Here is a 22,095-nt window from a genome sequence, read left to right as displayed (position 1 = left end):
AAGAATGAGCGAAACACTGCCTTTGTTTCACGAAAACCCGTATCTGAAGCAGCTGGATTGTCGAGTCGATCTGCTTGAGCGCGACGACATGGGCCTGCCTTTTGCGCTCCTTGGCCAGACGGTCTTTTACCCGCAAGGAGGCGGTCAGCTCGGGGATCGAGGAGTGTTGAGCATTCCGGTCACGGAGGCAGGCTTCGCTTTGCCGGAACTCGAAATCGTCGCGACGAAGAAGCGCGAGGATCAGATCCGGCATTACCTGAATATCAACGATGAAGCGTTTGCCTTTTTGAGCGCCCACGCAGTTGGCCAGAAGGCGACTGCATCCCTTGATTGGTCATTGCGATATCATCAGATGCGGATTCATTCAGCCATGCATTTGATCCACTGCATGCTTGAAGAAACGCTGGGGCGCTCGATTCCACACCCTGTACGTTCGCCGTTGAGTGACGCCGGGGGGGAAAATCAATACGAGTTTATCGAAGAGTTCGATGAAAACAGTTTGAGGCAGGCAACCGCTGCCCTGAACGCGTTTTGCTCTGCAAGTCATGAGATTCGTACGGAAGCGGATACGAGCAAGGGACATGGATTTCGTTGGTGGCAATGCGAAAACTGGTCAATTCCCTGTGGGGGAGTTCATGTGCGTAATACGCAGGAAATAGGCTTGGTAACTTCCAGTATGAAAATCAAGAAAAACACGACCCGGGTGAATATCACGCTGTCGGCAGAGGCTCAAGCGCTTGGAGAATAAACGAGCGTTTGGTGCGTTTTTGATGCAGCTGCGGATCGATGCCGGGCATCTGAAGATTTCGACGTTTCTCGAAGATGTCAATATTCCTTTCTCGGCTAATTACTACCGCGACGTAGAGGCAGGAAGAAAATACCTGAGCATCGATGCCGCCGTAGAGCTGCATGATCACTTGGGTATCGATGTCGACAGTAAAGCCAGCTTTGATTATTACTGGCACTACTTCAGAGATCTGTTGCCGGGCGATGTGCATGAAATGTTATTTGGCAAAGGTGTCGAGGTCACCGATCTTTCTTCGAGAATCGAACTCAGAGAGCATGATTCGAAGATATTGCGTCGGGCATTGAGCCTGAGCCGCTACGAGCGGGAGTTCATTATTACCGAAGAGGTGATCAAGGCATTCGAAGAGAACTTCGAACTGCTGCCATTGATGACCTACCTCTATATGGTGGACAGCGCTGGCGTTGCGGAAATGCAGCTGGTTTGCCAGCAACTTGGCCTTGCTTATGATCAACGGACCGAAGCTTTTCTGAATCTTGTCTCCAAGGAGCGCGACGCCCCCCAAGAGCCGTTTGTCCGTCATGCGCCCACGCTGAGGATGCCAAGGTCTGTTGACGCATTGAAGTTGAAGGATATGTTCCTGCGCCATGAGGTGGAACGATCACTGCTCAAACCTGAAAAAAGTGAATACTTTGATGTTTCAGGTTCTTTCAAATACAGCTCGATGGTGACCCTGAAAGACGCGGAAATAGAGCAGATTCAGGATCGTCTCGTCGATCTGTTTTCCTTGATTGAAGTGCATAACAAATCAGGTACTCAACTTGAGGATTCAGGTGCTCAGCCTTACTTCTTCGGCCTGATTGTTTCGGGCCGTCCCGAATACGACGGGCGTGCTGCCCGAACAGCGAAAGAAGATAAAGAGTAATTATGGAGAGGACGGTATTCACCGTCCTCCCTGTGGGATGAACTGCGTCAGTCGACTGCTCAAAGGAGTGCGCGGGATGGCGCAGCAATACGACCGATAAAAACAAATCGGACAGTGATCAGTTAAAACAGGGACGAGAGTAATGAATACGCAGGTAATTGAAAAACTGTGTCAGTTGTTTGGCGAGCGCGTACGGCTTGAACACAGCATCCGGCAACAATTCTGCCAGGCGCCTCCCGGCGTCCAGTTGAGCCCGCCCGATGCCGTCGTCACGGTTCGAAACGAGCAGGAAATCGTTGAGGTTGTGTCGCTCTGCCACGAATACGGCGTGGCAGTCATTGCCGCAGGAGCGCGCTCATCCCTCGAGGGGCAAATCAACGCGCCGCAGGGCGGCGTCTGTATCGACTGTTCCGAGATGAACGCAATTGTCGGCATCAATACGACCGATATGACCGCCACGGTTCAGCCGGGTGTCACCCGCGAACAATTGAACAGTCACTTGCGCGAAACGGGGCTGTTTTTTTCAGTCGATCCTGGTGCCAATGCTTCGATGGGCGGAATGGCTGCGACACGCGCCTCAGGGACCAACTCCGTGCGCTATGGGACGATGGCTGCCAATGTCAAAGCGGCACGCTGGGTAATGGCTGACGGAACGGTGGCGCAAATCGGCTCAAGAGCGCCTAAATCCGCCATGGGCCTGGATCTGCTGGCGATTGCCGTGGGTTCGGAAGGAACCCTTGGACTGTTCAGCGAGCTGGACGTCAGATTGCATCCGGTGCCGGAAGCGATTGTCGCTGGCGTCTGCTCGTTTGCCTCCGTCGATGATGCGGTGCAAACGGTGGCCAGTGCACTCGGCCAAGGCCTCTCGGTCGCACGCATCGAACTGTTGGATGTCACTGCCGTTCGCGCCTGCAACGCTTACTCTCCTTCGTTGAATTTGCCGGAAAATCCCCATCTGTTTCTTGAGTTCCACGGTGACACCTCAACCGTCGCCAGTAGCGTTGAAGGCTTTATCGACTGCGCGCATGAGTTTGGCGGCCAACTGAAAATTTCCCATCGGCTCGAAGAGCGCACGGCCCTGTGGAAGGCCCGGCATGACGCCTGGTGGGCATTTCATGCGTATTACAAAGGGCGCAAGGGGCTGGCCACGGATGTCTGTGTCCCGCTGTCATCCCTGAGTGCCTGCATCAGCGCTACCGTGGCAGACATCGCCGCTTCCGGGCTGGATGCGCCGTTGATCGGCCACGTCGGCGACGGCAACTTTCACCTGTTGATCATGCTTCAGGAAGGTGAAGACGAAAGCGTGTCGATTCAAGCCTTCCTCAGTCGTTTGTCGAGTCGGGCATTGTCGTTCGGCGGAACCGTGAGCGGTGAGCATGGCGTCGGCGAGGGCAAAGTGAAATGGATGTCGGCCCAGCACGGCGCGGCGCTCGACTGCATGCGGGCGATCAAAGCGGCACTGGACCCAGCGAACATCCTCAACCCCGGCAAGATGTATCACCCACGCACTGTCGATGCTCAATAAGCATCTTCTTTTCATTTTTACGGACGGATATGAAAGATGCGCCATATTTTGATCGTTGGAATCAACAAGGTTTCCATCAAGTACGTTTGCGATGCGATCCGCAGCGTGGGTTTCGAGCCGATTCTGTCCGTGGACCCATCGGGTTTTCACGGCACGGCCAAATCTATATTCGAGGGCGTCACCTGCATTCCAGGATTCAGTGATGCAGACGCCTTGTCTTCCTACTTGAAGACTCATGCAGAATTGGCAGGTCGGATTCACAGCATTACAACCTTCTTTGATGAACTGTTTCCCGTGGTATCGGCGATTGCCGAAGAGTTTGGTTTCAATGCGCCGCCAGCCGTATTTGCCAAATTGTCGTCCAAGGAATTCGTCGGGCGTTTGGTACCTGAACATGTTCCGGCCGAGTCCTGCGTTTCGCTGGCCGATGCAACCCTCGACATTCCTTGGTTGACGCCGGGTGTGGGCAACGACGTGGTGCTGAAACCCTCGGTTGGTTCAGGTGCGGTGGCCACGATGCTGCTGACGATCGCGGCGGATACCGATCCGGCCGAAGTGATCAGGTCAGCAATTCTGCAGAGTGGAATCGATCATCCTGAAAACATCACCTGGATTGTTCAGGCGCATTGCGTGGGCGATCTCGTCAGCATGGAAGGGTTTGCACAGAACGGGCAGGTGACGTTCCTGGGCGTGTCCAAACGTGATCGTGTCGGTTTCACTGAAGTTGCCAACCGGTTTCCAGCCAATGGTGTAATCGCTTCCTCCGTTCGTTCGAAAATGGAGACGGCCGTGCGCGACCTGATCAAGCGCTCGGAATTCGATAACGGTTTCTTTCATTGCGAATTTATCGCCACCCCAGCCACGGCTTATCTGATCGACGCCAACATGGGACGTCTGGGCGGCGCAAGTATCGTCGAGCAAATTGCCTTGGCCTACGACCTGGCGCCGGCGACCGTGCTGCAACAGGTTGCGTTGCTGCCGTTGGGGTTGCTGGAAGGCACGCTTCACTACTCACCTGTCGAACAGTGTCGACAGACCTTGAGTTACTGGTATTGCCTGGACCATGAGGCCGTCGTGCAAGACTGGGAGATACCGCCGCTGGCGTCCATTCATACGCCAATCGCCAATGTCGGCAGCCTGATCGTACCGATCGGTACGTCCGACTACGCATGGATCGGCATGCTGACCGGCTACGCCGACGTGGTCGTGGACGAGATCGCTCAAGTGCGCGTTCTGACTGATCGCGGCCCTAGAAGCCCGGTATTCCAATGATCTATTTCGTGCGGTTTCTTTCGTCTGCAGCCTGGAGCTGTTTCTACCCGTTCATGGCCATCTGGCTAAACTCGACCGTGGGCTTGAGCACCAGTGCTGCGGGCGTCGTCGTCGGCTTCGCCATTGTTTCAAACCGCATTGGCGCATTGGCCTTTCAAGGGATGCTGGACAAGGTTGACCGACGGCGGGAAATTGCCCTTGCGTTGTTCTGTGTGGCGGTCGCCGCGTGCTGCATGTTGCTGACGGCAGCGCTGGGGATCACCCACACACTGCTGTGGATCGCACTGGTGGTAGTGTTCGGAGTCGCGAATTCGATTGCTACGATTTCCCAGATTTCCTACATCGTTCAGTACTTTGGTGAGGCCGAGCATGAACGTGTTCTGTCCTACGAAAATGTCGCTGCCAACGCTGGCGCTGGCGTTGCGCCCTTCGTTGCGTCGTTGATTCTGGCCGGCGCGGGTTACTGGTTTGTCGCCTTGCCATTACTGTTAGGCGTGATGGCAACCGCGTCCACCACGCTGATTCCTCATGTGGCCCGGTCAGCGGGATTGCAGCCAGCGGGTAATGCCTCCTTGGCCGGACTGCCCGAGGCTTCGCCCAAGGTTGTTGCCTTCATGGCCATCAACTTTTTGACGATGATGGGTTATGCGCAGTTTTATTACGTGTTTCCTACCTACGCGACCGAACGCTTTTCCAGTGAGCTGGTGGGCATCCTGTTTCTGGTCGCCAGCGGCATCATCATTTTCAGCCAGGTTTACGTAACTGCGCTTTTTCAGCGGGTGTCGCGTTTGTCGCGGGTGATTGTCTCAAACCTGTTGATCGGCGCGGGTTGCCTGCTGTTGACCATTTCCTCGCAAGCTCAGGCGGTTCTGTTTCTGGTCGTGGTGTTCATCGTGATTGGCGAGATGATTTGTGGCCCGTTGTATCAGGCCCAAGCCGTGAAGATATGGCGCGGGCGCAGCTCTGTCGCGATGGCGGTGCAGACCTGTGTGTGGGGGGCCGCCGAAGCCACCGCTGCGGTGCTCGGACTTCTGGCCGTCGCGCAAGAACTCAGCTTTCTGTCCTTCCTGCTGGGATTTGCCGCCTGCGTCATCGCAGCCGTCGGCGCGTGGGTGTCGATGGCCATGAAGCGTCCGCTTATCGGCATTGAAATCGAGCAGAGGTCTGCCCAGACATCCTGAGGGTGGGAGATGCATTCAGTCGCCGGTTTTTGCTGTCGGTTGTTTTGCACGCAATCAAGAGAAAGCCCACTCAAACGTGCTCCCGTAGGAGCTGCCGAAGGCTGCTCCTACACGGGATTATCTCGATTATGGGGCGGCGGGGAGCAGGAAGCGGGCGATCACCGGTAAATGATCAGAGATGCGCAAGGTATCGTCCTGCCGCACCATCGCCTCGACCCGTTTGATCTTCGGGCTGTAGAACAGATAGTCGACCGTGCGATCCGGACCATTCAGGCCGGGGTCGTTGGGGTAGTGGGTGAGCCACTGCGCGCGGTCGATGCCGCTGGCCTCGTTGTTGGTCGGAATCATCGGGTACTTGTCCCACAGCAGATGCAGTTCGCTGTCGGCTGAGTAGGGCATGCGTTGTTCGGCAGACAAGCGGCGATACTGACCAAGCGGTAACAGATTGAAGTCGCCACCGATCAACCACGGCAGGCCCTGACTTTCGTACTTGTCGAGCACTTTGGCCACGGCGCTGACTTGCGCCTGCAAAGTGTCGTCGGGTTGCCTGGCACGCTCCAGATGGGTATTGAATACGGTCAGTTGCCCGCCATCGCTCAGGGGCAGTTTGGTCGCGAGCAGCGCATCTTTTGGCTGGAACTGGCGGCTGATGAAGTTGGCTGAGGCGACCGGCAATTGCAGGCGCTCGGCGTGTTCGATGCGGTAGCGGCTCAGGGTCGCCAGTTGTCGCCCGACACTACCGAAAACATGAGCGTCGGGGACGAATTCGGCTTTCCAGTCAAACGCGCTGGCGCTGCACGGATACAGGTCGGCAACGCGTTCCTGCAGTAACTTCAGTTGATCCTGGTAGTCACTTGCCTTGGCGCCGTCATCCAGTTCCTGCAACAGCACCACATCGGGCTGCTCGTCGCGGATCACCCGCGTCACTTCATCGAGGCTGAAGGCCATGTCTTCCAGGGTCGGCGCTTCATCGTTGCCCTGGGCCAGATCATTCCAGAACACGTAACGCTTGCCGGCCAGGTACTGCACGTTCCAGGTCATGACCTTCAGCGCCTGCCCCGGCACCAGCGTCGGTGGCTTTCCCGTGCAACTGACCGGCAGGGTTTCGCGGGCATCGGGGCGCCAGGTCAGGCTGAACATCAGCGCGCCGATCAGGACGAGGGTGAGCACGGCAAGTAACAGGGTGTAGCGCAGTAGACGGGTCATGGCTCGGCTTATAGCGTTACAGAAAGTGGGACCGAGCATACCTGACGGCCGTCTCGAAGCCCAAGCGCAGTGCTGTCAGACCACTCTGTCACGTTTGTCAGGCAATTCGCTGATCAGCATGAACAGGCGGAACAACACCACACTGGTGAACAGTTGCAGGAAGCTGTGAGCACTGTCGATCAATATCGCGATCACAGGATTCTGCGGCTCGGGGTACACCGCCAGTGTCGCGCCTTTGAGCAACCACAGCGGCGTCATCACACAGAGAATGCACAGCAGGATCCGCCAGAAATGGCCACGGGTCAGGCGCAGGCTTTCTTTCATCGCCTGCAAGGGGCCCATGCCGCGCAGCACCAGCAGGTATTCGCCGAACGCGAGCATCACCATCAACATCAGGCCCGGCAGGAAATACAGCGACAGGCCCAACAGAATCAGCAAGGTATTCAACGCGGTGAGCAGCGCGAAGCGTGGCCACAGGGTGGCGGCCATCGCCAGCAGATCACGGTTGCGCGGCGCCTCGCCACGGCTGCGTGCATCGAGAAAGAGGATCAGCGCCGCGGTGTACAGCGGATATACGAGCAGACCGACGACGATACTGATCGCCGAGATGTTTTCCGGTCCGCTGGCGTGATCGACAACTTGTTGCAGGAACGCTTCGAAAGTCACCAACGGCAGGCACAACCGCACGATGCTGCCCAAATGGCGTTTGAAAAAATACAGAGAGTCGCGCAGTACTTCGAGGGCATTCATCAGTCGGTATCGCAGGTGGAAAACAGTGGCTCACTTTAACCGATGATGGCTGGCGCGACACAAACGTAAACATTCGGTAAAGGTCATTGAAACGTTTTGTCACCGTCTCCATTACAGGAGAGCACCTCGGCCAACGTGGACGAGGGCAATGTTATCCCCGGCAATCTACGAGGTCGCCATGAACAGCGAAGAGCAAACCCTGATCGATGGACTGTTTTCCCGGCTGCAACAGGCCGAAACGGAGGCAGCCCCGCGCGATGCCCAGGCTGAGGCGCGGATCAAGGAACACCTGACCCGCCAGCCAGCGGCAGGTTATTTCATGACCCAGGCGATTCTGGTGCAAGAGGCTGCGCTCAAGAGCCTCGATGAGCAGAACAAACAACTGACCCGGCAAGTCCAGCAGTTGCAGGCCGAACTGCAATCGGCCAAGACCCAGAGTGCCGCACCCGCGCCGAGCGGCGGCGGTGGTTTCCTGTCGAGCATTTTTGGTGGCAGCCCGCGTCCGGCGCCGACTCAGAGTGCCGCCCCGGCGTCGACCGGAGGCTGGCGTGAACCGGCCCCGCAGCAGAGTTTCGGCGCACCCGCGCCACAACAGAACTTCGGTGCACCACCATCTAATTACGCTCAGCAAGCGGCTCCGGCGGCGGGCAGCAGCTTCCTTGGCGGCGCCTTGAAAACCGCTGCTGGTGTGGCCGGTGGTGTGATGCTGGCGCAGGGCATCAGCAGTCTTTTCCATCACAACCAGCAGCCGGAAGAAATCGTTGAAGTGATCAAGGAAGAACCGGCGCAGGTCGCTGACCAGAGCAGCAGTGGCTGGGGCGATGATCAGCGTGTGGCGGACAATGGCTTCTCTGGCAACGACCAGGGCGGCTTCACCGACACCGACTACGGCAACGACAACGACAACTCCTCGTTCTTCGATGACGACGATTCCTTCGTCTGACTCACCATTCGTCCGGAGCCCCTGAGGGCTCCGGGCCGATTATTCGCGGAACCCTCCTTCGGACTGGCATACTGAGCGCCTTTTTCGGGCCTGGCGCCTGATCCCGCTTCGTGCGCTTGCGCGCCCACAGGAACTCCGGTGAAAAAAATCGCAGTGTTCGCCGACGTGCAGAACCTCTACTACACCGTGCGTCAGGCCTATGGTTGTCACTTCAACTACGCCGCGCTGTGGGCAGACATCAGCAAGGACGGGCAGATCGTCGAGGCCTACGCCTACGCGATCGACCGTGGCGACAGCAAGCAGCAGCAGTTCCAGCAGATCCTGCGCAACCTCGGTTTCACCGTGAAACTCAAACCCTACATCCAGCGCAGCGACGGCTCGGCCAAGGGCGACTGGGACGTGGGCATCACCCTCGACATCATGGATGCCGCCGACCATGTCGACGAAATTGTGCTGGCCTCCGGTGATGGCGATTTCGACATGCTGCTCGAACGCATCATCAGCAAACACGGCGTGCAAGCGGTAGCCTATGGCGTGCCGGGCCTGACCGCCAATTCGCTGATCCGCGCCGCCAGCCGTTACGTGCCGATCGAAGGCGCGCTGCTTCTAAAGAATTGATTTGACGGAGTACCACCCGGTTTGGAACGCATTGCAGTCATCGACTTTGAAACCACTGGCCTGTCGCCGAACAGCAACTGCCGCGCTACGGAAATCGCCGTGGTCATGCTGGAAAACGGCCGCATCGTCGAGCGTTACCAGAGCCTGATGAACGCCGGCGTCCGCGTCCCCGCGTTCATCGAACAACTGACCGGCATCAGCAACGCCATGCTGCGCACCGCGCCCTCGGCCGAGCAGGTGATGAACGAGGTCAATGAGTTTGTCGGCTGCACGCCGCTGGTGGCGCACAACGCCTCGTTCGACCAGAAGTTCTGGGACTTTGAACTGGGGCGGATCAAGCGTACGCGGTTGCAGAATTTTGCATGTTCGCTGCTCCTTGCCCGGCGCTTGATGCCTGCGGCGCCGAATCACAAGCTCGGTACGCTCACCACGTTTGCGCGTTTGCCGCATACCGGCCAGGCTCACCGGGCCATGGCCGATGCCGAGATGGCGGCCAACCTGATGGCGCATCTGGCGGATGAGTTGCGGCACAAGCACGGTGTAAGCGAGCTATCGCATGACCTGCTGTGCAAACTGCAGAAAGTCCCGGCCGCGAAAGTCAGCGAACATCTGCAGCGCTATCGCTGATCCCAAGCCCAACACAAAACCCCTGTGGGAGCGAGCTTGCTCGCGAATGCGGTGTGTCATTCAACTTCAATGTGACTGATCTACCGCTTTCGCGAGCAAGCTCGCTCCCACATGGCGCATCATCGTTCTCAGGATTTGCCGTTGCCTTCGATCTGGCCTAACGGCACGCGCTTTTCGATCGCGCTCGACAGCACAATCGAGGTCTAGGAGCTGTCGAAGGCTGCGATCTTTTCGCGTCAGGCCAGACTGGCGAATTGTTGACTATCAACCTTGTCCACCGGCATAAATCCGGTTGTTTTCTTGAAATTCATCGTGTGTACAAAGTTCTTCATCGAATCGGATGGATCGATGCTTTGCATGTTGAGTTTGAATAGCGTCTCGCGTGCAAGCGCGACGCTGAGGATCGGCTGATCTTCGAGATGGCCGGTTGCGGAGTTGAGAAGAGAGTCAACCGCCGTAACAATGACGAGGCGCTCGGGAAGAATACTTAGCAGTTCTTGACCCACACGCAAAACGCAGCTGGATACGTAGTCCTGTAACAGCTCATTAAATTTGCTGATTGGCATTTTTTTCACCGATAATTTTCCGCTCTGCAGCAGTGACTTGATCTCTTGAGGGATCACTTTGGTCCCGTGTACCGAGAGCGTGCACTCGAGAATTCCAGTGTCTGCGACCGAGAAATTAATAGATGTGCCTAAATGGGAAATATCCGTGAACGGATTCACGCGCAAAACTGCATCAATTTTCGATTGGCCATTGCCGGCGAGAATTCCCAGCGCGAGTTCGTGATCTATTTTCCAATCCTGATGCTCCGCTTCCCACTCCGTTACCTCTTGAGCCAACTGCTGCGAGTCTTTGGCAGCCGCTGCTTGAATAGCGAATTCCAGTTTTTTACGCTGTCTGGCCTCAAGTTTTAAAGTGCGCGCAATGAAGCCAGGTTTATAGCTGGCCTGTCTCGCCCTAGCCTGGTTTTCATGAGTATTTAGTGCGGCGGGTTTTATCGGTGGCGGTTGATTAGCGAACTCACTCCAATCAATCCTCTCGCCACAGTCTTTATGCACAGACAGCAACAAATCTATGTGATTTTCGTAGACTTCAACTTCGTACGCGGCCTGTTCAAGAGCCTCCATTTTCTCGAACTCTTTCTGACGCACCTGCAATTCACGTTGGCGCCGTTTTGAGTTGCGCTCAGCTCTTCTGGCTGACGCCTGCATTGAGCGTAGGGTTCCCTTCCACGTCATTTTTGAACTCCTTTCATTTCTTTCGGTTTTTTATTTTTTGAGAAAGACCGATTCTCGGCATATTCAGGACATTAGCTGCTGCGCTGGGTGGCGTCCATCGACCAAAAGTCTCGTGTAAATCGGTTGTTTAGTTACGTGTATGGTTTGGGGAAGCATCCTACTGAAGTTTAGGGGGAATCTGTCTTGAGCCCAGATAACCCTACCGTTAACCTCTGTGCGTCGCTGCAAATTCAGCGATCGGGACTGCAAGCCCGCCGATTGTTTGTTAGGAGACCACTGGCAAACCTATAATCGCGTCGCTTCAATTAGCGACTATCGATTTATGGTAGCTGTGTGCGGGAGACCTTCGGGTCTGCCGAGGTCTCCTACTCGGTCTTGCAGACCCGCGCACAGCTGCCACCCATCATCTGCAAGTGATGCGGGCCGCTCCGATGTTCTAAGGAGATTTGTCATGGTCAAGGTTGTCCCCACGCACTCAGAAACTTTCGGTTCAGCAATCCCTCGTGAGCCGCTCATACAACCCCTATTGTTCATCCGTCATCACATTCAACTGCGGGCTACTCTGCAACATGCAGAAGCTTGGTTCTGTGCCCGAGACATCGGTCGTCTCATGGGGCTGGAAATCAATTCGCGGCAAGTGCTCAAGCTGGATGAGGATCAGCGGCGGATGATGCATCTGTCAGGTAATGATGGTGCTCAAGAGTTTTTGATGCTGAGCGAGTCAGGGGTTTACGCAATGCTGGTTTATCATTATTCCCCAGAGAACCGTCATCTGCGTCGTTGGCTGACTCACGAGATTGTGCCAATGCTTCGTCAGAGTTCGAAGTCAGTTCCAGATCCACATCTGCGCTTGATTATGTGTGCCGGGGAAACGTTGAGGCTTCTGCATTGGCGCAATGAGCCATGGATACGCATGCGAGACATGCCGTACATGTTGACTCAGGAAGGGGCCAGCTACAGATGAAGACCGCTAGTTGTTTCAGGATGGAAAGTTGATTTTTGATCGGGTGAATGAGCTATGAACCTGCTCGCGATGACGGTGTGTCAGCCAAAATTTGTATCGACTGATACACCGCTTTCGCGAGCAGGCTCGCTCCCACACGGGGCATCATCGTTCTCAGGATTTGCCGTTGCCTTCGATCTGGCCGAGCGGCACGCGTTTTTCGATCGCGCTCGACAGCACAATCGACGTCTTGCTGAAGCCAAACTTCGCCACCCGATTGATCAATTCCTCAAGCTCCGTCATTGACCCCACAGCAGCCTTCATCATCACGCACGGATCGCCCGTTACTCGAAAGCATTCGGTCAGTTGCGGGATTTTCACCAGTTCGTCGTAGACCTTCTGACTGCCGTTCTGGTGCAGGCGTAATTCGATCATGCACTGGATCGGCAGGCCGATTTTCGACAGGTCAATTTTCGCCTCATATCCGGTAATCACCCCGGATGCCTCAAGCTTGGCCACGCGCTCGGCGACGGCGGGGGCGGAGAGGTTCACTTTGCGTGCGAGGTCGGCGTAGGACGCGCGGCCATTTTCGAGCAGGGCGCTGAGCAGCATGCGGTCGTATTTGTCCAAGGCCGGACTCCTGAAAATGCCAGACTTTCGAAATCGTGGTTTATTCCAGCGATCTCCGTGATTTCCAAAGTGTACCGGCGCTATAAACAGGTTTTGTAACTTATTTTTGCTCGTCAGCCTTTCTAGAATAATCCATCCCCTGAGCCAGACTTTCGAGTTGCCCATGCCTGCCTTGCGCCGTTTTTCCTTGCCGCTGATCGCCGCGTTTTTTGCGCTGTACGTGATTTGGGGATCGACCTATCTGGTGATCCGCATTGGCGTCGAGTACTGGCCGCCGCTGATGCTCGGCGGGGTGCGCTTCGTGATCGCCGGCAGCCTGATGTATGCGTTCTTGCGCTGGCGCGGGGCTCCGGCGCCGACCTGGGCGCAGTGGAAAGCGGCGGGGATCATCGGCATTTTGCTGCTCAGTTTCGGTAACGGCGCGGTGAGTGTGGCCGAGCACACCGGTGTGGCTTCCGGGGTTGCTGCGTTGGCGGTGGCGACGGTGCCGCTGTTTACTTTGCTGTGCGGTTATTTCTGGGGCGCGCGTAATACCCGTCTCGAGTGGGCTGGGGTGGCGTTGGGGATTATTGGCATCGCCATGCTCAACATGGGTTCCAACTTGCAATCGAGTCCGATGGGCGCGGCGCTGTTGATTTTCGCGGCGGCGACCTGGGCGTTCGGTTCGGTGTGGAGCAGACATTTGCCGTTGCCGCAGGGCGCGATGGCCAGTGCGGTGGAAATGCTGGTCGGCGGTGTGGTGCTGCTGATCGGCAGCGCCGTCAGTGGCGAGCGTCTGCAAGCAATGCCGCCAGTTGAAGGCTGGCTGGCGCTGGCCTATCTGATCTTCTTTGGATCAATCATCGCCTTCAACTCTTATATGTATTTGCTCAAGCACGTGCGTCCAGCGGCGGCGACCAGTTATGCCTACGTCAACCCGGCGGTGGCGGTGTTGCTGGGGATTGTGTTTGTTGGCGAGACCATCGGGATCGAGGAAGCGCTGGCGATGCTGGTGATCATCAGCGCTGTGGTGTTGATCGGACTGCCGCAGTGGCGCCGTCCGGCACAGCCGCCGATCGTAGCGCCGACAGCCGTTCGCGAAGAACAGCGTACGAATTAGGGTAAACTGCGCGGCATTGCATGCCCGCGTCATTTTTTCCTACGGTACTCCCATGACTTTCGCCACCCTTGGCCTGATCGAACCCTTGCTGCGCTCCCTCGAGACGCTCGGCTACCAGACCCCGACGCCGGTTCAGGCGCAAGCCATTCCGGCCGTGCTGGCCGGTCGTGACCTGATGGCTGCCGCCCAGACCGGCACCGGCAAGACCGCCGGTTTCGCCTTGCCGCTGCTGCAGTTGCTGGCCATGGAAGGGCCGAAAGTCGCTGCCAATTCGGCACGTGCGCTGATTCTGGTGCCGACCCGTGAGCTGGCCGAGCAGGTTCATGAGTCTGTGCGCCAGTACGCCGAAAACCTGCCGCTGCGCACTTATGCGGTTTACGGCGGTGTCAGCATCAATCCGCAGATGATGAAGCTGCGCGGCGGCGTCGATGTGCTGGTCGCCACGCCAGGTCGTCTGATCGACCTGTTCCGCCAGAACGCGCTGAAACTCGATCAGTTGCAGACTCTGGTGCTGGATGAAGCCGATCGTATGCTCGACCTGGGCTTCTCCGAAGAACTGGCGAACATTTACCGCATGCTGCCGAAAAAGCGCCAGACCCTGCTGTTCTCCGCGACCTTTTCCGATGACATCCGCCTGCTGGCCGGGCAGATGCTCAACGATCCGCTGACCGTCGAAGTCAGCCCGCGCAACGTTGCGGCCAACACCGTCAAGCAGTGGATCGTCACGGTGGACAAGAAGCGCAAGGCTGAACTGTTCGTGCACCTGATGCGCAAGAACAAGTGGAAGCAGGTGCTGGTGTTCGCCAAGACCCGCAATGGTGTCGATGCGCTGGTGGAAAAACTCCAGGGCCTCGGTGTGAATGCCGACGGTATCCACGGCGACAAACCACAGGCGACCCGTCAGCGCGCGCTGGATCGTTTCAAGCTCAGTGAAGTGCAGATTCTGGTCGCGACTGATGTGGCGGCGCGGGGTCTGGATATCGAAGATCTGCCGCTGGTGATCAACTTCGATCTGCCAATCGTGGCTGAAGACTACATCCACCGCATTGGTCGTACCGGTCGTGCGGGTGCAACCGGTGAGGCGATCTCGCTGGTCTGCGCGGATGAAGTGAACATGTTGTCGGCGATTGAAATGCTGACTCGCCAGACGTTGAAGCGTCAGAACGAGCCGGATTTCGAACCAGAGCACCGTGTGCCGGATACCGATGCCAGTGGTCAGGTGATCAAGAAGCCGAAAAAACCGAAGAAGCCGAAAGCGTCGGGCGGTGGCGGCAAGCGCAATCTGGGCAAGTGGGTCGACAGCGGCGAGACGCAGGCGCCGGAGCCTTCGATCAAGCCTGTGCGTAAGGTGCCGGTGTTTAACACTGGGCCGCGTAAGCGTAAGCCTTAAGGTCAAAAGCCCCTCACCCTAACCCTCTCCCGGGGGGAGAGGGGACTGATTGGGGGATGTTCGCGAAGTACGCCGACCTGATCCTATGGCTGTGAATCCATAATCGAAAAAGCTTTCGCCTGACATCTAGGTCGGCCCCCTCTCCCGGAGGGAGAGGGGACTGATTGGGGGATGCTTGCGAAGTACGCCGACCTGATTCTTCTGTTGTGAATCCATAATCGACAGGACCTTCGCCAGACACTTCGGTTGGCTGGCCAAATCCATAATCGACTCGGTCTTTCAGGTCGATGGATGACGTCAGACACCCCGGTCGGCCCCCTCTCCCTCTGGGAGAGGGCTGGGGTGAGGGTTTAGCTTTTCAGCCACTGCACAATACCCAACCCCGCCGCCCGCCCGCTGGCAAAGCACCCCGTCAGCAAATACCCGCCCGTCGGCGCTTCCCAATCGAGCATCTCGCCCGCGCAGAACACCCCCGGCAACGCCTTGAGCATCAAGCGCTCATCCATCGCCTCGAACGTCACGCCCCCGGCACTGCTGATCGCCTCGTCCAATGGCCGCGTTTTCACCAACGTCAGCGGCAATGCCTTGATCGCCCGCGCCAATAACGCCGGATCGGCGAAGGTCGCCGCATCAGTGAGTTCACGCAACAACGCCGCTTTAACCCCATCAATCCCGACCTGACTGTGCAGATGCTTGGCCATCGAGCGCGAGCCACGGGGCTTGCTTAACGCCGTCTGCAATTTATCCACAGGCCGGCCGGGCAACAGATCAATGTGAATAACCGCCGCGCCATACTGATTGATCGACTCACGAATCGGCGCCGACAACGCATAAATCAGACTACCTTCAATGCCGGTCGCGGTGATCACGCATTCGCCCAAGCGCGGAATGTCGTCGTTCAAACCGATGGCGATATTTTTCAGCGGCGCGCCGGCGAATTTACTGACCATCAAATCGCTCCAGGCCTGCACTTCGAAGCCGCAATTACTCGGCTGCAACGGCGCAAGTCCTACACCGTGTTGCTCCAGCGGCAGCATCCACGCGCCGTCGGAACCGAGGCGCGACCAGCTGCCGCCGCCGAGGGCGAGCAGGGTGGCGTCGGGTTTGACGGTGATTTCACCTTCCGGGCTGTCGATGCGCAGTGCGCCATGTTCGTCCCAGCCGAGCCAGCGGTGGCGGGTGTGGATAACTACGCCGCTATCGCGCAGGCGTTTGAGCCAGGCGCGCAACAGTGGCGCGGCTTTCATGTCCGTCGGGAATACGCGGCCGGAGCTGCCGATAAAGGTTTCGATACCCAGATCATGAATCCATTGGCACAACGCATCGGCGTCGAAGCCGCGCAGCAGCGGGGCGATTTGCGGGGCGCGTTCGGCGTAACGCGAGAGAAACGCCGGGTAGGCTTCGGAGTGGGTGATGTTCATGCCGCCGACGCCGGCCAGAAGGAACTTGCGGCCGACCGAGGGCATGCCGTCGTAGAGGTCGACGCGGATTCCGGCCTGGCTCAGCACTTCGGCGGCCATCAGGCCGGCGGGGCCACCACCGATGATGGCGACGTGAGCGGGGGAGGAGGCGGAGTTCTGGGTCATGGCTTGCGCTGCGGTATGGCGGGATAAGGCGCGCATTCTAACAGCCGAGATCTTTTGTAGGAGTGAGCCTGCTCGCGATAGCGGTGTATCAGCCAAGTTAATGTTGAAGGTGTTGACGCTATCGCGAGCAGGCTCACTCCTACAGGATTTGTGTTGGCTCAGAATGTTGGTTGAAAAATGATCAGCGCGCTACAGGCCATAACCGGTATGGCCTGTAGTCCCTTTCACTCAGGTTATCCACAGGCAGTTCCACAGCCATTGTGGGTAACGCAGCACAGCTCAATGACAACCGTGTGACTGCCAGACCCGTTGCGCGCTGTGATGGAGGATGCCGTGGCGGCGGGCGAGGGCGTGGCGATCCTTGCTGTAACCGCCGCCAATCACACCGACCACCGGAATGTCGCGGCCCAGGCAATGGCGCATCACGCTTTCATCTCGGGCGGCGACGCCCTCGTCGGTGAGCTGTAGATAACCGAGGGCATCGTCCTTGTGCACATCAACACCGGCGTCGTACAGCACCAGATCCGGTTGGTACAGCGGCAGTAAATAGTTGAGTGTGTCGTCGACCACTTTCAAATAATCAGCGTCGCCCATGCCCTTGGGCAGCGGGATATCCCAGTCACTTTCCGCCTTGCGTGCAGGAAAATTCTTCTCGCAGTGCAGGGAAACGGTAATCGCCTCCGGCGTGTCATGGAGAATCCGCGCCGTGCCGTCGCCCTGATGCACATCGCAATCGAAGATCAACACGCTATTCACCCGACCACTTTGCAGCAGGTAATGGCTGATGATCGCCAGGTCATTGAAGATGCAGAAGCCTGCCGGGTAGTCGTAGTGCGCATGATGAGTGCCGCCGGCCAAGTGACAGGCCAGACCGTGTTCCAGAGCTTTTTCAGCCGCCAGAATCGAACCGCCGACCGCCCGCACCGTACGCCGCGCCAAAGCTTCATTCCACGGCAGGCCAAGACGCCGCTGGTCTTCGCGGGACAACTCGCCGCTCATGTAGCGTTCGATATACGCACGGTCATGGGCGAGGGCGAGGATGTCGTTGGGGCAGATCTCCGGGCGGAGCAGGTCGGCATCGCGGGTCAGACCGCTGTCGACGAGGTGATCGCGCAGCAGGCGAAACTTGTCCATCGGGAAGCGGTGATCCGCCGGAAACTCGGGGCTGTAGTCTTCGTGGTAGATCAGCGGCAGTGGCATGGCGAATTCATGTAGGAACGTAGGAAAGAGTGAAGGATCCTACCAGCGATGTAGACTTGCGGCATGGAAACGGAGGGGCACGATGGAGCCGATACTGGAACTCGAAAGCGCGCGCTTGCTGATGCGTCAGTGGCAGGACGAGGATTTGCCGGCATTTGCCGCGATGTGCGCCGATCCTCAGGTGATGCGCTATTTTCCGGAACCGTTGAGCCGCCTGGAGAGCGCGTCGATGATCGGCCGGATTCGCGGGCATTTTGCCGAGCACGGTTTCGGCTTGTGGGCGCTGGAGCGCAAGGACAGCGGTGAATTCATCGGTTTCACCGGACTCGGCGTGGTCGGTTTCGATGCGCCGTTCACCCCCGCGGTGGAAATCGGCTGGCGCCTGGCCAAGGAACATTGGGGCCTGGGCTATGCCAGCGAAGCAGCGTGGACCGCTCTGCGCTGTGGCTTTGATCGGTTGGCGCTGAAGGAAGTCGTCTCCTTCACCGCGCAATCCAATCTGCCTTCGGAGAAGGTCATGCAGGCGATCGGCATGCATCACGCCCCCGAGGATGATTTCGATCACCCGAAACTGGCCGTCGATCATCCGTTGCGTCGGCATGTGCTGTACCGCATCACTCGGGAACAATGGCTGCAAACCTTGCATGGATAAGCCGACACGGACGTTTACAATGGCCGCCATATCATTGGCCCGCGCCAGAATTTGAATCGGCCGCCGCAGCCAAGACTGCGCGGCATAGTGCTTTGTGTGAGGAGAGTCTGAATGAGCCAAGTGTTGGAAGATCTGGTCGACCTGCTGACCCTGGAACCGATCGAAGAAAACCTGTTCCGTGGCCGTAGCCAGGACTTGGGTTTCCGTCAGTTGTTCGGTGGTCAGGTGCTCGGTCAGTCGCTGTCGGCGGCCAGTCAGACGGTTGAAGAAGCGCGCCACGTGCACTCGATGCACGGTTATTTCCTGCGTCCGGGCGACGCCAAGTTGCCAGTGGTTTATTCGGTTGATCGCGTGCGCGATGGCGGCAGTTTCAGCACTCGTCGTGTCACGGCGATCCAGAAAGGCCATCCGATTTTCACCTGCAGCGCTTCGTTTCAATACGACGAGGCAGGCTTCGAGCACCAGAGTCAGATGCCCGTGGTGGTCGGCCCGGAAAACCTGCCGTCGGAGCTGGAACTGACCCAGCAACGCGCGCACCTGATCCCGGAGCACATGCGCGAAAAACTGCTGTGCCCGAAACCGATCGAAGTACGCCCGGTCACCGAAAAAGACCCGTACAACCCGCAGCCGGCCGATCCGGTGAAGTACGTGTGGTTCCGTGCCGACGGCGCATTGGCCGACATCCCGGCGCTGCACAAATACCTGCTCGCCTACGCTTCCGACTTCGGTTTGCTGACCACCTCGATGCTGCCCCACGGCAAATCGGTCTGGCAGAAAGACATGCAGGTCGCCAGCCTCGATCACGCGCTGTGGTTTCACAATGATCTGCGCGCCGATGACTGGTTGCTCTACGCGATGGACAGCCCGTGGGCCGGTAATTCCCGTGGTTTCTCCCGTGGCAGCGTGTACAACCGCGCCGGCCAACTGGTCGCGTCGGTGACGCAGGAAGGCCTGATCCGCCATCGCAAGGATTGGGCATGAGCCTGAAAGAGGTGAAGCACTGGGTGTTCGACATGGATGGCACGCTGACCGTCGCCGTGCATGATTTCGCGGCGATTCGCGTGGCGCTGGCAATTCCGCCGGAGGACGACATCCTCACCCATCTTGCGGCATTGCCGACGGATGAGGCGGCTGCGAAACACGCCTGGCTGCTGGAACACGAAAGGGATCTGGCGCTGGGTTCGACCCCGGCCACCGGAGCGGTGGAGCTGGTGCGTGATCTGCATGCGCGCGGTTATCGCCTCGGCATTCTGACCCGCAACGCGCGGGAACTGGCGCACGTGACCCTGCAGGCGATTGGTTTGGCCGACTGCTTCGCGGTGGAAGATGTGTTGGGCCGTGATGAAGCACCACCGAAGCCGCATCCGGGTGGGTTGCTGAAACTGGCAGACGCCTGGGAAGTGCCGGCCAGCGAGATGGTCATGGTCGGTGATTACCGCTTTGATCTGGATTGCGGGCGGGCGGCGGGGGCGCGCACGGTGTTGGTGAATCTGCCGGATAACCCGTGGCCGGAGCTGACCGATTGGCATGCGAAGGATTGTGTCGAGTTGCGGCGGATGCTGCTGGCCTGAGATTTTTGCTGTCTGGAAAGACGCCTTCGCGAGCAGGCTCGCTCCCACATTAGATCTTCAGTGCACAGAGATTTTGTGCAATGCATCAATCCAATGTGGGAGCGAGCCTGCTCGCGAAGAGGCCAGATCATCCACCGCACAACTTACTGTTCAAACAACGCCTTCTGCCCCTCCGGCGACGTCAGCATCCCATCACCGTTATGCCCGACCCCGGGCACTTCAACCAACCGCTGATTCACCCCTTCCGGATGGCGGCGCAACAAATAGCCGAAGTACAACTTGCCACGCTCCAGGCGATACGCACCCTGCGCTTCGGCTTCACAACCCTTGTCCAGCGCCGGATGCTTGGGGTCGATGTCCTGCTGCCCGAGCAGATAAATCACCTCGCGTTTGATGTAACGGCTCTCGAGTTGCAACGGCGTTTGCCCACCGGCATAGACCGGCATGTCTGACAGACCGTACTTCCAGCGATTGAAACTCGCGCACTTGGCGTGATCGAACGCCACCGGCCGTTGTTCATTGAAATAGGCATACGACGACGGATTCGCCACCACATAACGCAAGCGGATGCCGTTGGCTTTCAGCGCCGGCTGATCCTTGGCGAGCAGGGCATAGCGCTGCACCACCTGGCCGCCGCCGGAGTGGCCGAAGATCACAATCTGCTTCACGTCCGGAAACTGTTTGCGGTCGCTGATCCGTCCGACGATCTCATCGAGTGCGGCGTAGGAGCTCAACGGATTCGGCCCTGTGGATAACCCGCCGCCCATCCACTCGTTGCCTTGCCAGCGCAGCAACGTGGCGGGGAGCGAGTACAGAGCGACATCACTTTCATTGAGAAACTGCGGGGCAATGACCAAGGTGTGCGTGGTTTGCCCTGCCAGCTCGGCCGCACTTTCGGCGCTTTTGCGGTAGGTTTCGGCGTTGCGCAACCGGCCATGAATGACGATCAGCACGCGCTCGATTTTCTCCGGCGCAGGACCAATGCCGACCGCCATTTCCCCGGCCTTGAGTTGCAAACGACCGGGGCTGATCGCATCGACACCGGCGGCTTGCGCAGTGCTGCCAACAATCAGTAACGCCAAAAGCCATTTATGCATTTACAGGTTTTTCGCCGCGAAGGTGTCGCACTGGCCGACCTGGCCCTGTGCGAATCCGGTTTTGAACCAGCGCACCCTTTGCGCCGACGTACCGTGGGTAAACGAGTCCGGCACCACACGGCCCTGACCCTGTTGTTGCAAGCGATCATCACCGATGGCGTTGGCCGCATTCAAGGCTTCTTCGATGTCGCCCGGTTCCAGCCAATTCAAGCGCTTCTGTGCGCTGTAGGCCCAGACGCCGGCGAGGCAGTCGGCCTGCAATTCCTGGCGCACCAGCAAGCCGCCATCGCCTTCCATTTGCCGACCTTGCTGGCGGGCTGTCTGAATTTTCGCCGAGACGCCGAGAAGCGTCTGCACATGGTGTCCGACTTCGTGAGCGATCACGTAGGCCTGGGCGAAGTCGCCGGCAGCCTTGAAGCGTTGCGACATTTCCTGGAAGAACGCCATGTCCAGATAAACCTTCTGGTCCGCTGGGCAATAGAACGGGCCGGTTGCCGAGGTCGCCAGACCGCAGGCGGAATTGACCCGATTGCTGAATAGCACCAGGGTCGGGTCCTTATATTGCCGCCCGGCCTGCTGGAAAATCGTGCCCCAAGTGTCTTCGGTATCGCCGAGGATCGAGCGCACGAATTCGGCCTGTTCATCGTTGGCCGGCGGGGCCTGACGGGTTTGCGAGGTCGGCGCCGATTGTTGTGTGGATTGCCCGGCGAGCTGACCGAGGATCTGCATTGGGTCCTGCCCGGTGATCCAGCCGATACCGACGATCAGCAGGATGGCCCCGAGGCTCAGGCCTTTGCCGCCACCGAAGCGCATGCCGCCGCCACCGCCGGCATCATCACCACGGGCATCGACGACGTTGTCACTGCGTCGGCCTTTTTTCCATAGCATGTGGGA

General features: G+C 58.1%; 22 protein-coding genes and 1 pseudogene. 14 read left to right on the top strand and 9 right to left on the bottom strand.

Features of this window, described 5'->3' with window-relative positions; translation table 11 throughout:
* Window positions 1-4 precede the first annotated feature (4 nt).
* The 5 genes from HU718_RS26630 to HU718_RS26610 all read left to right on the top strand — a co-directional run bounded on the left by HU718_RS26630 (window position 5) and on the right by HU718_RS26610 (window position 5,648).
* Window positions 5-748, top strand: coding sequence for an alanyl-tRNA editing protein (locus tag HU718_RS26630; protein WP_186614074.1), 744 nt, complete (start codon window positions 5-7; stop codon window positions 746-748).
* Window positions 749-770: 22 nt separating this feature from the next.
* A complete protein-coding gene (locus HU718_RS26625; RefSeq protein WP_225936824.1) occupies window positions 771-1,670 on the top strand; it encodes a hypothetical protein in 900 nt (299 codons plus the stop codon).
* Window positions 1,671-1,812: 142 nt separating this feature from the next.
* Window positions 1,813-3,195: an FAD-binding oxidoreductase gene (locus HU718_RS26620; RefSeq protein WP_150793984.1), complete on the top strand. Its 1,383-nt coding sequence runs from the start codon at window positions 1,813-1,815 to the stop codon at window positions 3,193-3,195.
* A 36-nt stretch (window positions 3,196-3,231) separates the two neighbouring features.
* Complete coding sequence (locus HU718_RS26615) at window positions 3,232-4,467, top strand: ATP-grasp domain-containing protein (protein WP_186614072.1); 1,236 nt, start codon at window positions 3,232-3,234, stop codon at window positions 4,465-4,467.
* Window positions 4,464-5,648 (top strand): MFS transporter, encoded by a 1,185-nt coding sequence (locus HU718_RS26610; RefSeq protein WP_095121632.1) that lies wholly within the window; start codon window positions 4,464-4,466, stop codon window positions 5,646-5,648. The genes HU718_RS26615 and HU718_RS26610 overlap by 4 nt, the downstream gene beginning before the upstream one ends.
* A 126-nt stretch (window positions 5,649-5,774) precedes the next feature.
* Here the strand turns inward: HU718_RS26610 and HU718_RS26605 are convergent, their stop codons facing one another.
* Window positions 5,775-6,854, bottom strand: a complete 1,080-nt coding sequence (locus HU718_RS26605; RefSeq protein ID WP_186614070.1) for an endonuclease/exonuclease/phosphatase family protein — start codon at window positions 6,852-6,854, stop codon at window positions 5,775-5,777.
* Window positions 6,855-6,929: 75 nt separating this feature from the next.
* Window positions 6,930-7,604: a YciC family protein gene (locus HU718_RS26600; protein WP_186614068.1), complete on the bottom strand. Its 675-nt coding sequence runs from the start codon at window positions 7,602-7,604 to the stop codon at window positions 6,930-6,932.
* Window positions 7,605-7,782: 178 nt separating this feature from the next.
* Here HU718_RS26600 and HU718_RS26595 point away from each other — a divergent pair, with 178 nt between their 5' ends.
* From HU718_RS26595 to HU718_RS26585, 3 genes are all read left to right on the top strand, one after another.
* Window positions 7,783-8,547: a DUF2076 domain-containing protein gene (locus HU718_RS26595; protein ID WP_186614168.1), complete on the top strand. Its 765-nt coding sequence runs from the start codon at window positions 7,783-7,785 to the stop codon at window positions 8,545-8,547.
* 138 nt (window positions 8,548-8,685) lie between these two features.
* A complete protein-coding gene (locus HU718_RS26590) occupies window positions 8,686-9,165 on the top strand; it encodes a LabA-like NYN domain-containing protein (RefSeq protein ID WP_007949802.1) in 480 nt (159 codons plus the stop codon).
* Between the two features lie 21 nt (window positions 9,166-9,186).
* A complete protein-coding gene (locus HU718_RS26585) occupies window positions 9,187-9,792 on the top strand; it encodes a 3'-5' exonuclease (RefSeq protein WP_077574644.1) in 606 nt (201 codons plus the stop codon).
* 128 nt (window positions 9,793-9,920) lie between these two features.
* Here the strand turns inward: HU718_RS26585 and HU718_RS26580 are convergent.
* Together HU718_RS26580 and HU718_RS26575 are read right to left on the bottom strand one after the other, a co-directional pair.
* Window positions 9,921-9,995, bottom strand: a pseudogene (locus tag HU718_RS26580) (Lrp/AsnC family transcriptional regulator); the annotation flags it as partial.
* Between the two features lie 33 nt (window positions 9,996-10,028).
* A complete protein-coding gene (locus tag HU718_RS26575) occupies window positions 10,029-11,033 on the bottom strand; it encodes a KIAA2012 family protein (protein ID WP_186614065.1) in 1,005 nt (334 codons plus the stop codon).
* 451 nt (window positions 11,034-11,484) lie between these two features.
* On the opposite strand from HU718_RS26575, the gene HU718_RS26570 reads away from it, so the two are divergent.
* Window positions 11,485-11,997 carry a BRO-N domain-containing protein gene (locus HU718_RS26570; RefSeq protein WP_186614063.1) on the top strand — a complete coding sequence of 171 codons (513 nt, stop codon included), beginning with the start codon at window positions 11,485-11,487 and terminating at the stop codon, window positions 11,995-11,997.
* 153 nt (window positions 11,998-12,150) lie between these two features.
* Here HU718_RS26570 and HU718_RS26565 read toward each other — a convergent pair whose 3' ends face one another.
* The gene (locus HU718_RS26565) at window positions 12,151-12,606 is read right to left on the bottom strand and encodes an Lrp/AsnC family transcriptional regulator (RefSeq protein ID WP_150706848.1); all 456 of its coding nucleotides are present in this window, start codon (window positions 12,604-12,606) and stop codon (window positions 12,151-12,153) included.
* A 163-nt stretch (window positions 12,607-12,769) separates the two neighbouring features.
* On the opposite strand from HU718_RS26565, the gene yedA reads away from it, so the two are divergent.
* Complete coding sequence (gene yedA, locus HU718_RS26560; RefSeq protein WP_110720298.1) at window positions 12,770-13,705, top strand: drug/metabolite exporter YedA; 936 nt, start codon at window positions 12,770-12,772, stop codon at window positions 13,703-13,705.
* A 52-nt stretch (window positions 13,706-13,757) separates the two neighbouring features.
* Complete coding sequence (rhlE1, locus tag HU718_RS26555; protein ID WP_016986155.1) at window positions 13,758-15,095, top strand: RNA helicase RhlE1; 1,338 nt, start codon at window positions 13,758-13,760, stop codon at window positions 15,093-15,095.
* 350 nt (window positions 15,096-15,445) lie between these two features.
* Here the strand turns inward: rhlE1 and HU718_RS26550 are convergent, their stop codons facing one another.
* Together HU718_RS26550 and HU718_RS26545 are read right to left on the bottom strand one after the other, a co-directional pair.
* Window positions 15,446-16,681, bottom strand: coding sequence for a TIGR03862 family flavoprotein (locus HU718_RS26550; RefSeq protein ID WP_186614166.1), 1,236 nt, complete (start codon window positions 16,679-16,681; stop codon window positions 15,446-15,448).
* A gap of 279 nt (window positions 16,682-16,960) precedes the next feature.
* Window positions 16,961-17,881 carry a histone deacetylase family protein gene (locus tag HU718_RS26545; protein ID WP_186614061.1) on the bottom strand — a complete coding sequence of 307 codons (921 nt, stop codon included), beginning with the start codon at window positions 17,879-17,881 and terminating at the stop codon, window positions 16,961-16,963.
* Between the two features lie 82 nt (window positions 17,882-17,963).
* On the opposite strand from HU718_RS26545, the gene HU718_RS26540 reads away from it, so the two are divergent.
* From HU718_RS26540 to HU718_RS26530, 3 genes are all read left to right on the top strand, one after another.
* On the top strand, window positions 17,964-18,533 hold the full coding sequence (locus HU718_RS26540) for a GNAT family N-acetyltransferase (RefSeq protein ID WP_186614059.1): 570 nt from the start codon (window positions 17,964-17,966) through the stop codon (window positions 18,531-18,533).
* A gap of 111 nt (window positions 18,534-18,644) precedes the next feature.
* Window positions 18,645-19,514 (top strand): acyl-CoA thioesterase II, encoded by an 870-nt coding sequence (tesB, locus tag HU718_RS26535; protein ID WP_003228466.1) that lies wholly within the window; start codon window positions 18,645-18,647, stop codon window positions 19,512-19,514.
* The gene (locus HU718_RS26530) at window positions 19,511-20,104 is read left to right on the top strand and encodes an HAD family hydrolase (RefSeq protein ID WP_186614057.1); all 594 of its coding nucleotides are present in this window, start codon (window positions 19,511-19,513) and stop codon (window positions 20,102-20,104) included. The genes tesB and HU718_RS26530 overlap by 4 nt, the downstream gene beginning before the upstream one ends.
* Before the next feature lie 143 nt (window positions 20,105-20,247).
* Here HU718_RS26530 and HU718_RS26525 read toward each other — a convergent pair whose 3' ends face one another.
* On the bottom strand, window positions 20,248-21,201 hold the full coding sequence (locus HU718_RS26525; protein ID WP_186614055.1) for an alpha/beta hydrolase family protein: 954 nt from the start codon (window positions 21,199-21,201) through the stop codon (window positions 20,248-20,250).
* Window positions 21,202-22,089: a KPN_02809 family neutral zinc metallopeptidase gene (gene ypfJ / locus HU718_RS26520; protein WP_150706854.1), complete on the bottom strand. Its 888-nt coding sequence runs from the start codon at window positions 22,087-22,089 to the stop codon at window positions 21,202-21,204. It lies immediately after the preceding gene.
* Window positions 22,090-22,095 lie beyond the last annotated feature (6 nt).

The organism is Pseudomonas tensinigenes (assembly GCF_014268445.2).
GTDB lineage: Bacteria > Pseudomonadota > Gammaproteobacteria > Pseudomonadales > Pseudomonadaceae > Aquipseudomonas > Aquipseudomonas tensinigenes.
This window is presented reverse-complemented; position numbering and strand designations above follow the sequence as displayed.

Excerpts from the sequence above, each read along its gene's own strand:
- HU718_RS26630 (WP_186614074.1), top strand. The coding sequence starts at position 5 with ATGAGCGAAACACTGCCTTTGTTTCACGAAAACCCGTATCTGAAGCAG.
- HU718_RS26625 (WP_225936824.1), top strand. The coding sequence starts at position 771 with ATGCAGCTGCGGATCGATGCCGGGCATCTGAAGATTTCGACGTTTCTC.
- HU718_RS26620 (WP_150793984.1), top strand. The coding sequence starts at position 1,813 with ATGAATACGCAGGTAATTGAAAAACTGTGTCAGTTGTTTGGCGAGCGC.
- HU718_RS26615 (WP_186614072.1), top strand. The coding sequence starts at position 3,232 with ATGCGCCATATTTTGATCGTTGGAATCAACAAGGTTTCCATCAAGTAC.
- HU718_RS26610 (WP_095121632.1), top strand. The coding sequence starts at position 4,464 with ATGATCTATTTCGTGCGGTTTCTTTCGTCTGCAGCCTGGAGCTGTTTC.
- HU718_RS26605 (WP_186614070.1), bottom strand. The coding sequence starts at position 6,854 with ATGACCCGTCTACTGCGCTACACCCTGTTACTTGCCGTGCTCACCCTC.
- HU718_RS26600 (WP_186614068.1), bottom strand. The coding sequence starts at position 7,604 with ATGAATGCCCTCGAAGTACTGCGCGACTCTCTGTATTTTTTCAAACGC.
- HU718_RS26595 (WP_186614168.1), top strand. The coding sequence starts at position 7,783 with ATGAACAGCGAAGAGCAAACCCTGATCGATGGACTGTTTTCCCGGCTG.
- HU718_RS26575 (WP_186614065.1), bottom strand. The coding sequence starts at position 11,033 with ATGACGTGGAAGGGAACCCTACGCTCAATGCAGGCGTCAGCCAGAAGA.
- HU718_RS26570 (WP_186614063.1), top strand. The coding sequence starts at position 11,485 with ATGGTCAAGGTTGTCCCCACGCACTCAGAAACTTTCGGTTCAGCAATC.
- yedA (WP_110720298.1), top strand. The coding sequence starts at position 12,770 with ATGCCTGCCTTGCGCCGTTTTTCCTTGCCGCTGATCGCCGCGTTTTTT.
- rhlE1 (WP_016986155.1), top strand. The coding sequence starts at position 13,758 with ATGACTTTCGCCACCCTTGGCCTGATCGAACCCTTGCTGCGCTCCCTC.
- HU718_RS26550 (WP_186614166.1), bottom strand. The coding sequence starts at position 16,681 with ATGACCCAGAACTCCGCCTCCTCCCCCGCTCACGTCGCCATCATCGGT.
- HU718_RS26545 (WP_186614061.1), bottom strand. The coding sequence starts at position 17,881 with ATGCCACTGCCGCTGATCTACCACGAAGACTACAGCCCCGAGTTTCCG.
- HU718_RS26540 (WP_186614059.1), top strand. The coding sequence starts at position 17,964 with ATGGAGCCGATACTGGAACTCGAAAGCGCGCGCTTGCTGATGCGTCAG.
- tesB (WP_003228466.1), top strand. The coding sequence starts at position 18,645 with ATGAGCCAAGTGTTGGAAGATCTGGTCGACCTGCTGACCCTGGAACCG.
- HU718_RS26530 (WP_186614057.1), top strand. The coding sequence starts at position 19,511 with ATGAGCCTGAAAGAGGTGAAGCACTGGGTGTTCGACATGGATGGCACG.
- HU718_RS26525 (WP_186614055.1), bottom strand. The coding sequence starts at position 21,201 with ATGCATAAATGGCTTTTGGCGTTACTGATTGTTGGCAGCACTGCGCAA.
- ypfJ (WP_150706854.1), bottom strand. The coding sequence starts at position 22,089 with ATGCTATGGAAAAAAGGCCGACGCAGTGACAACGTCGTCGATGCCCGT.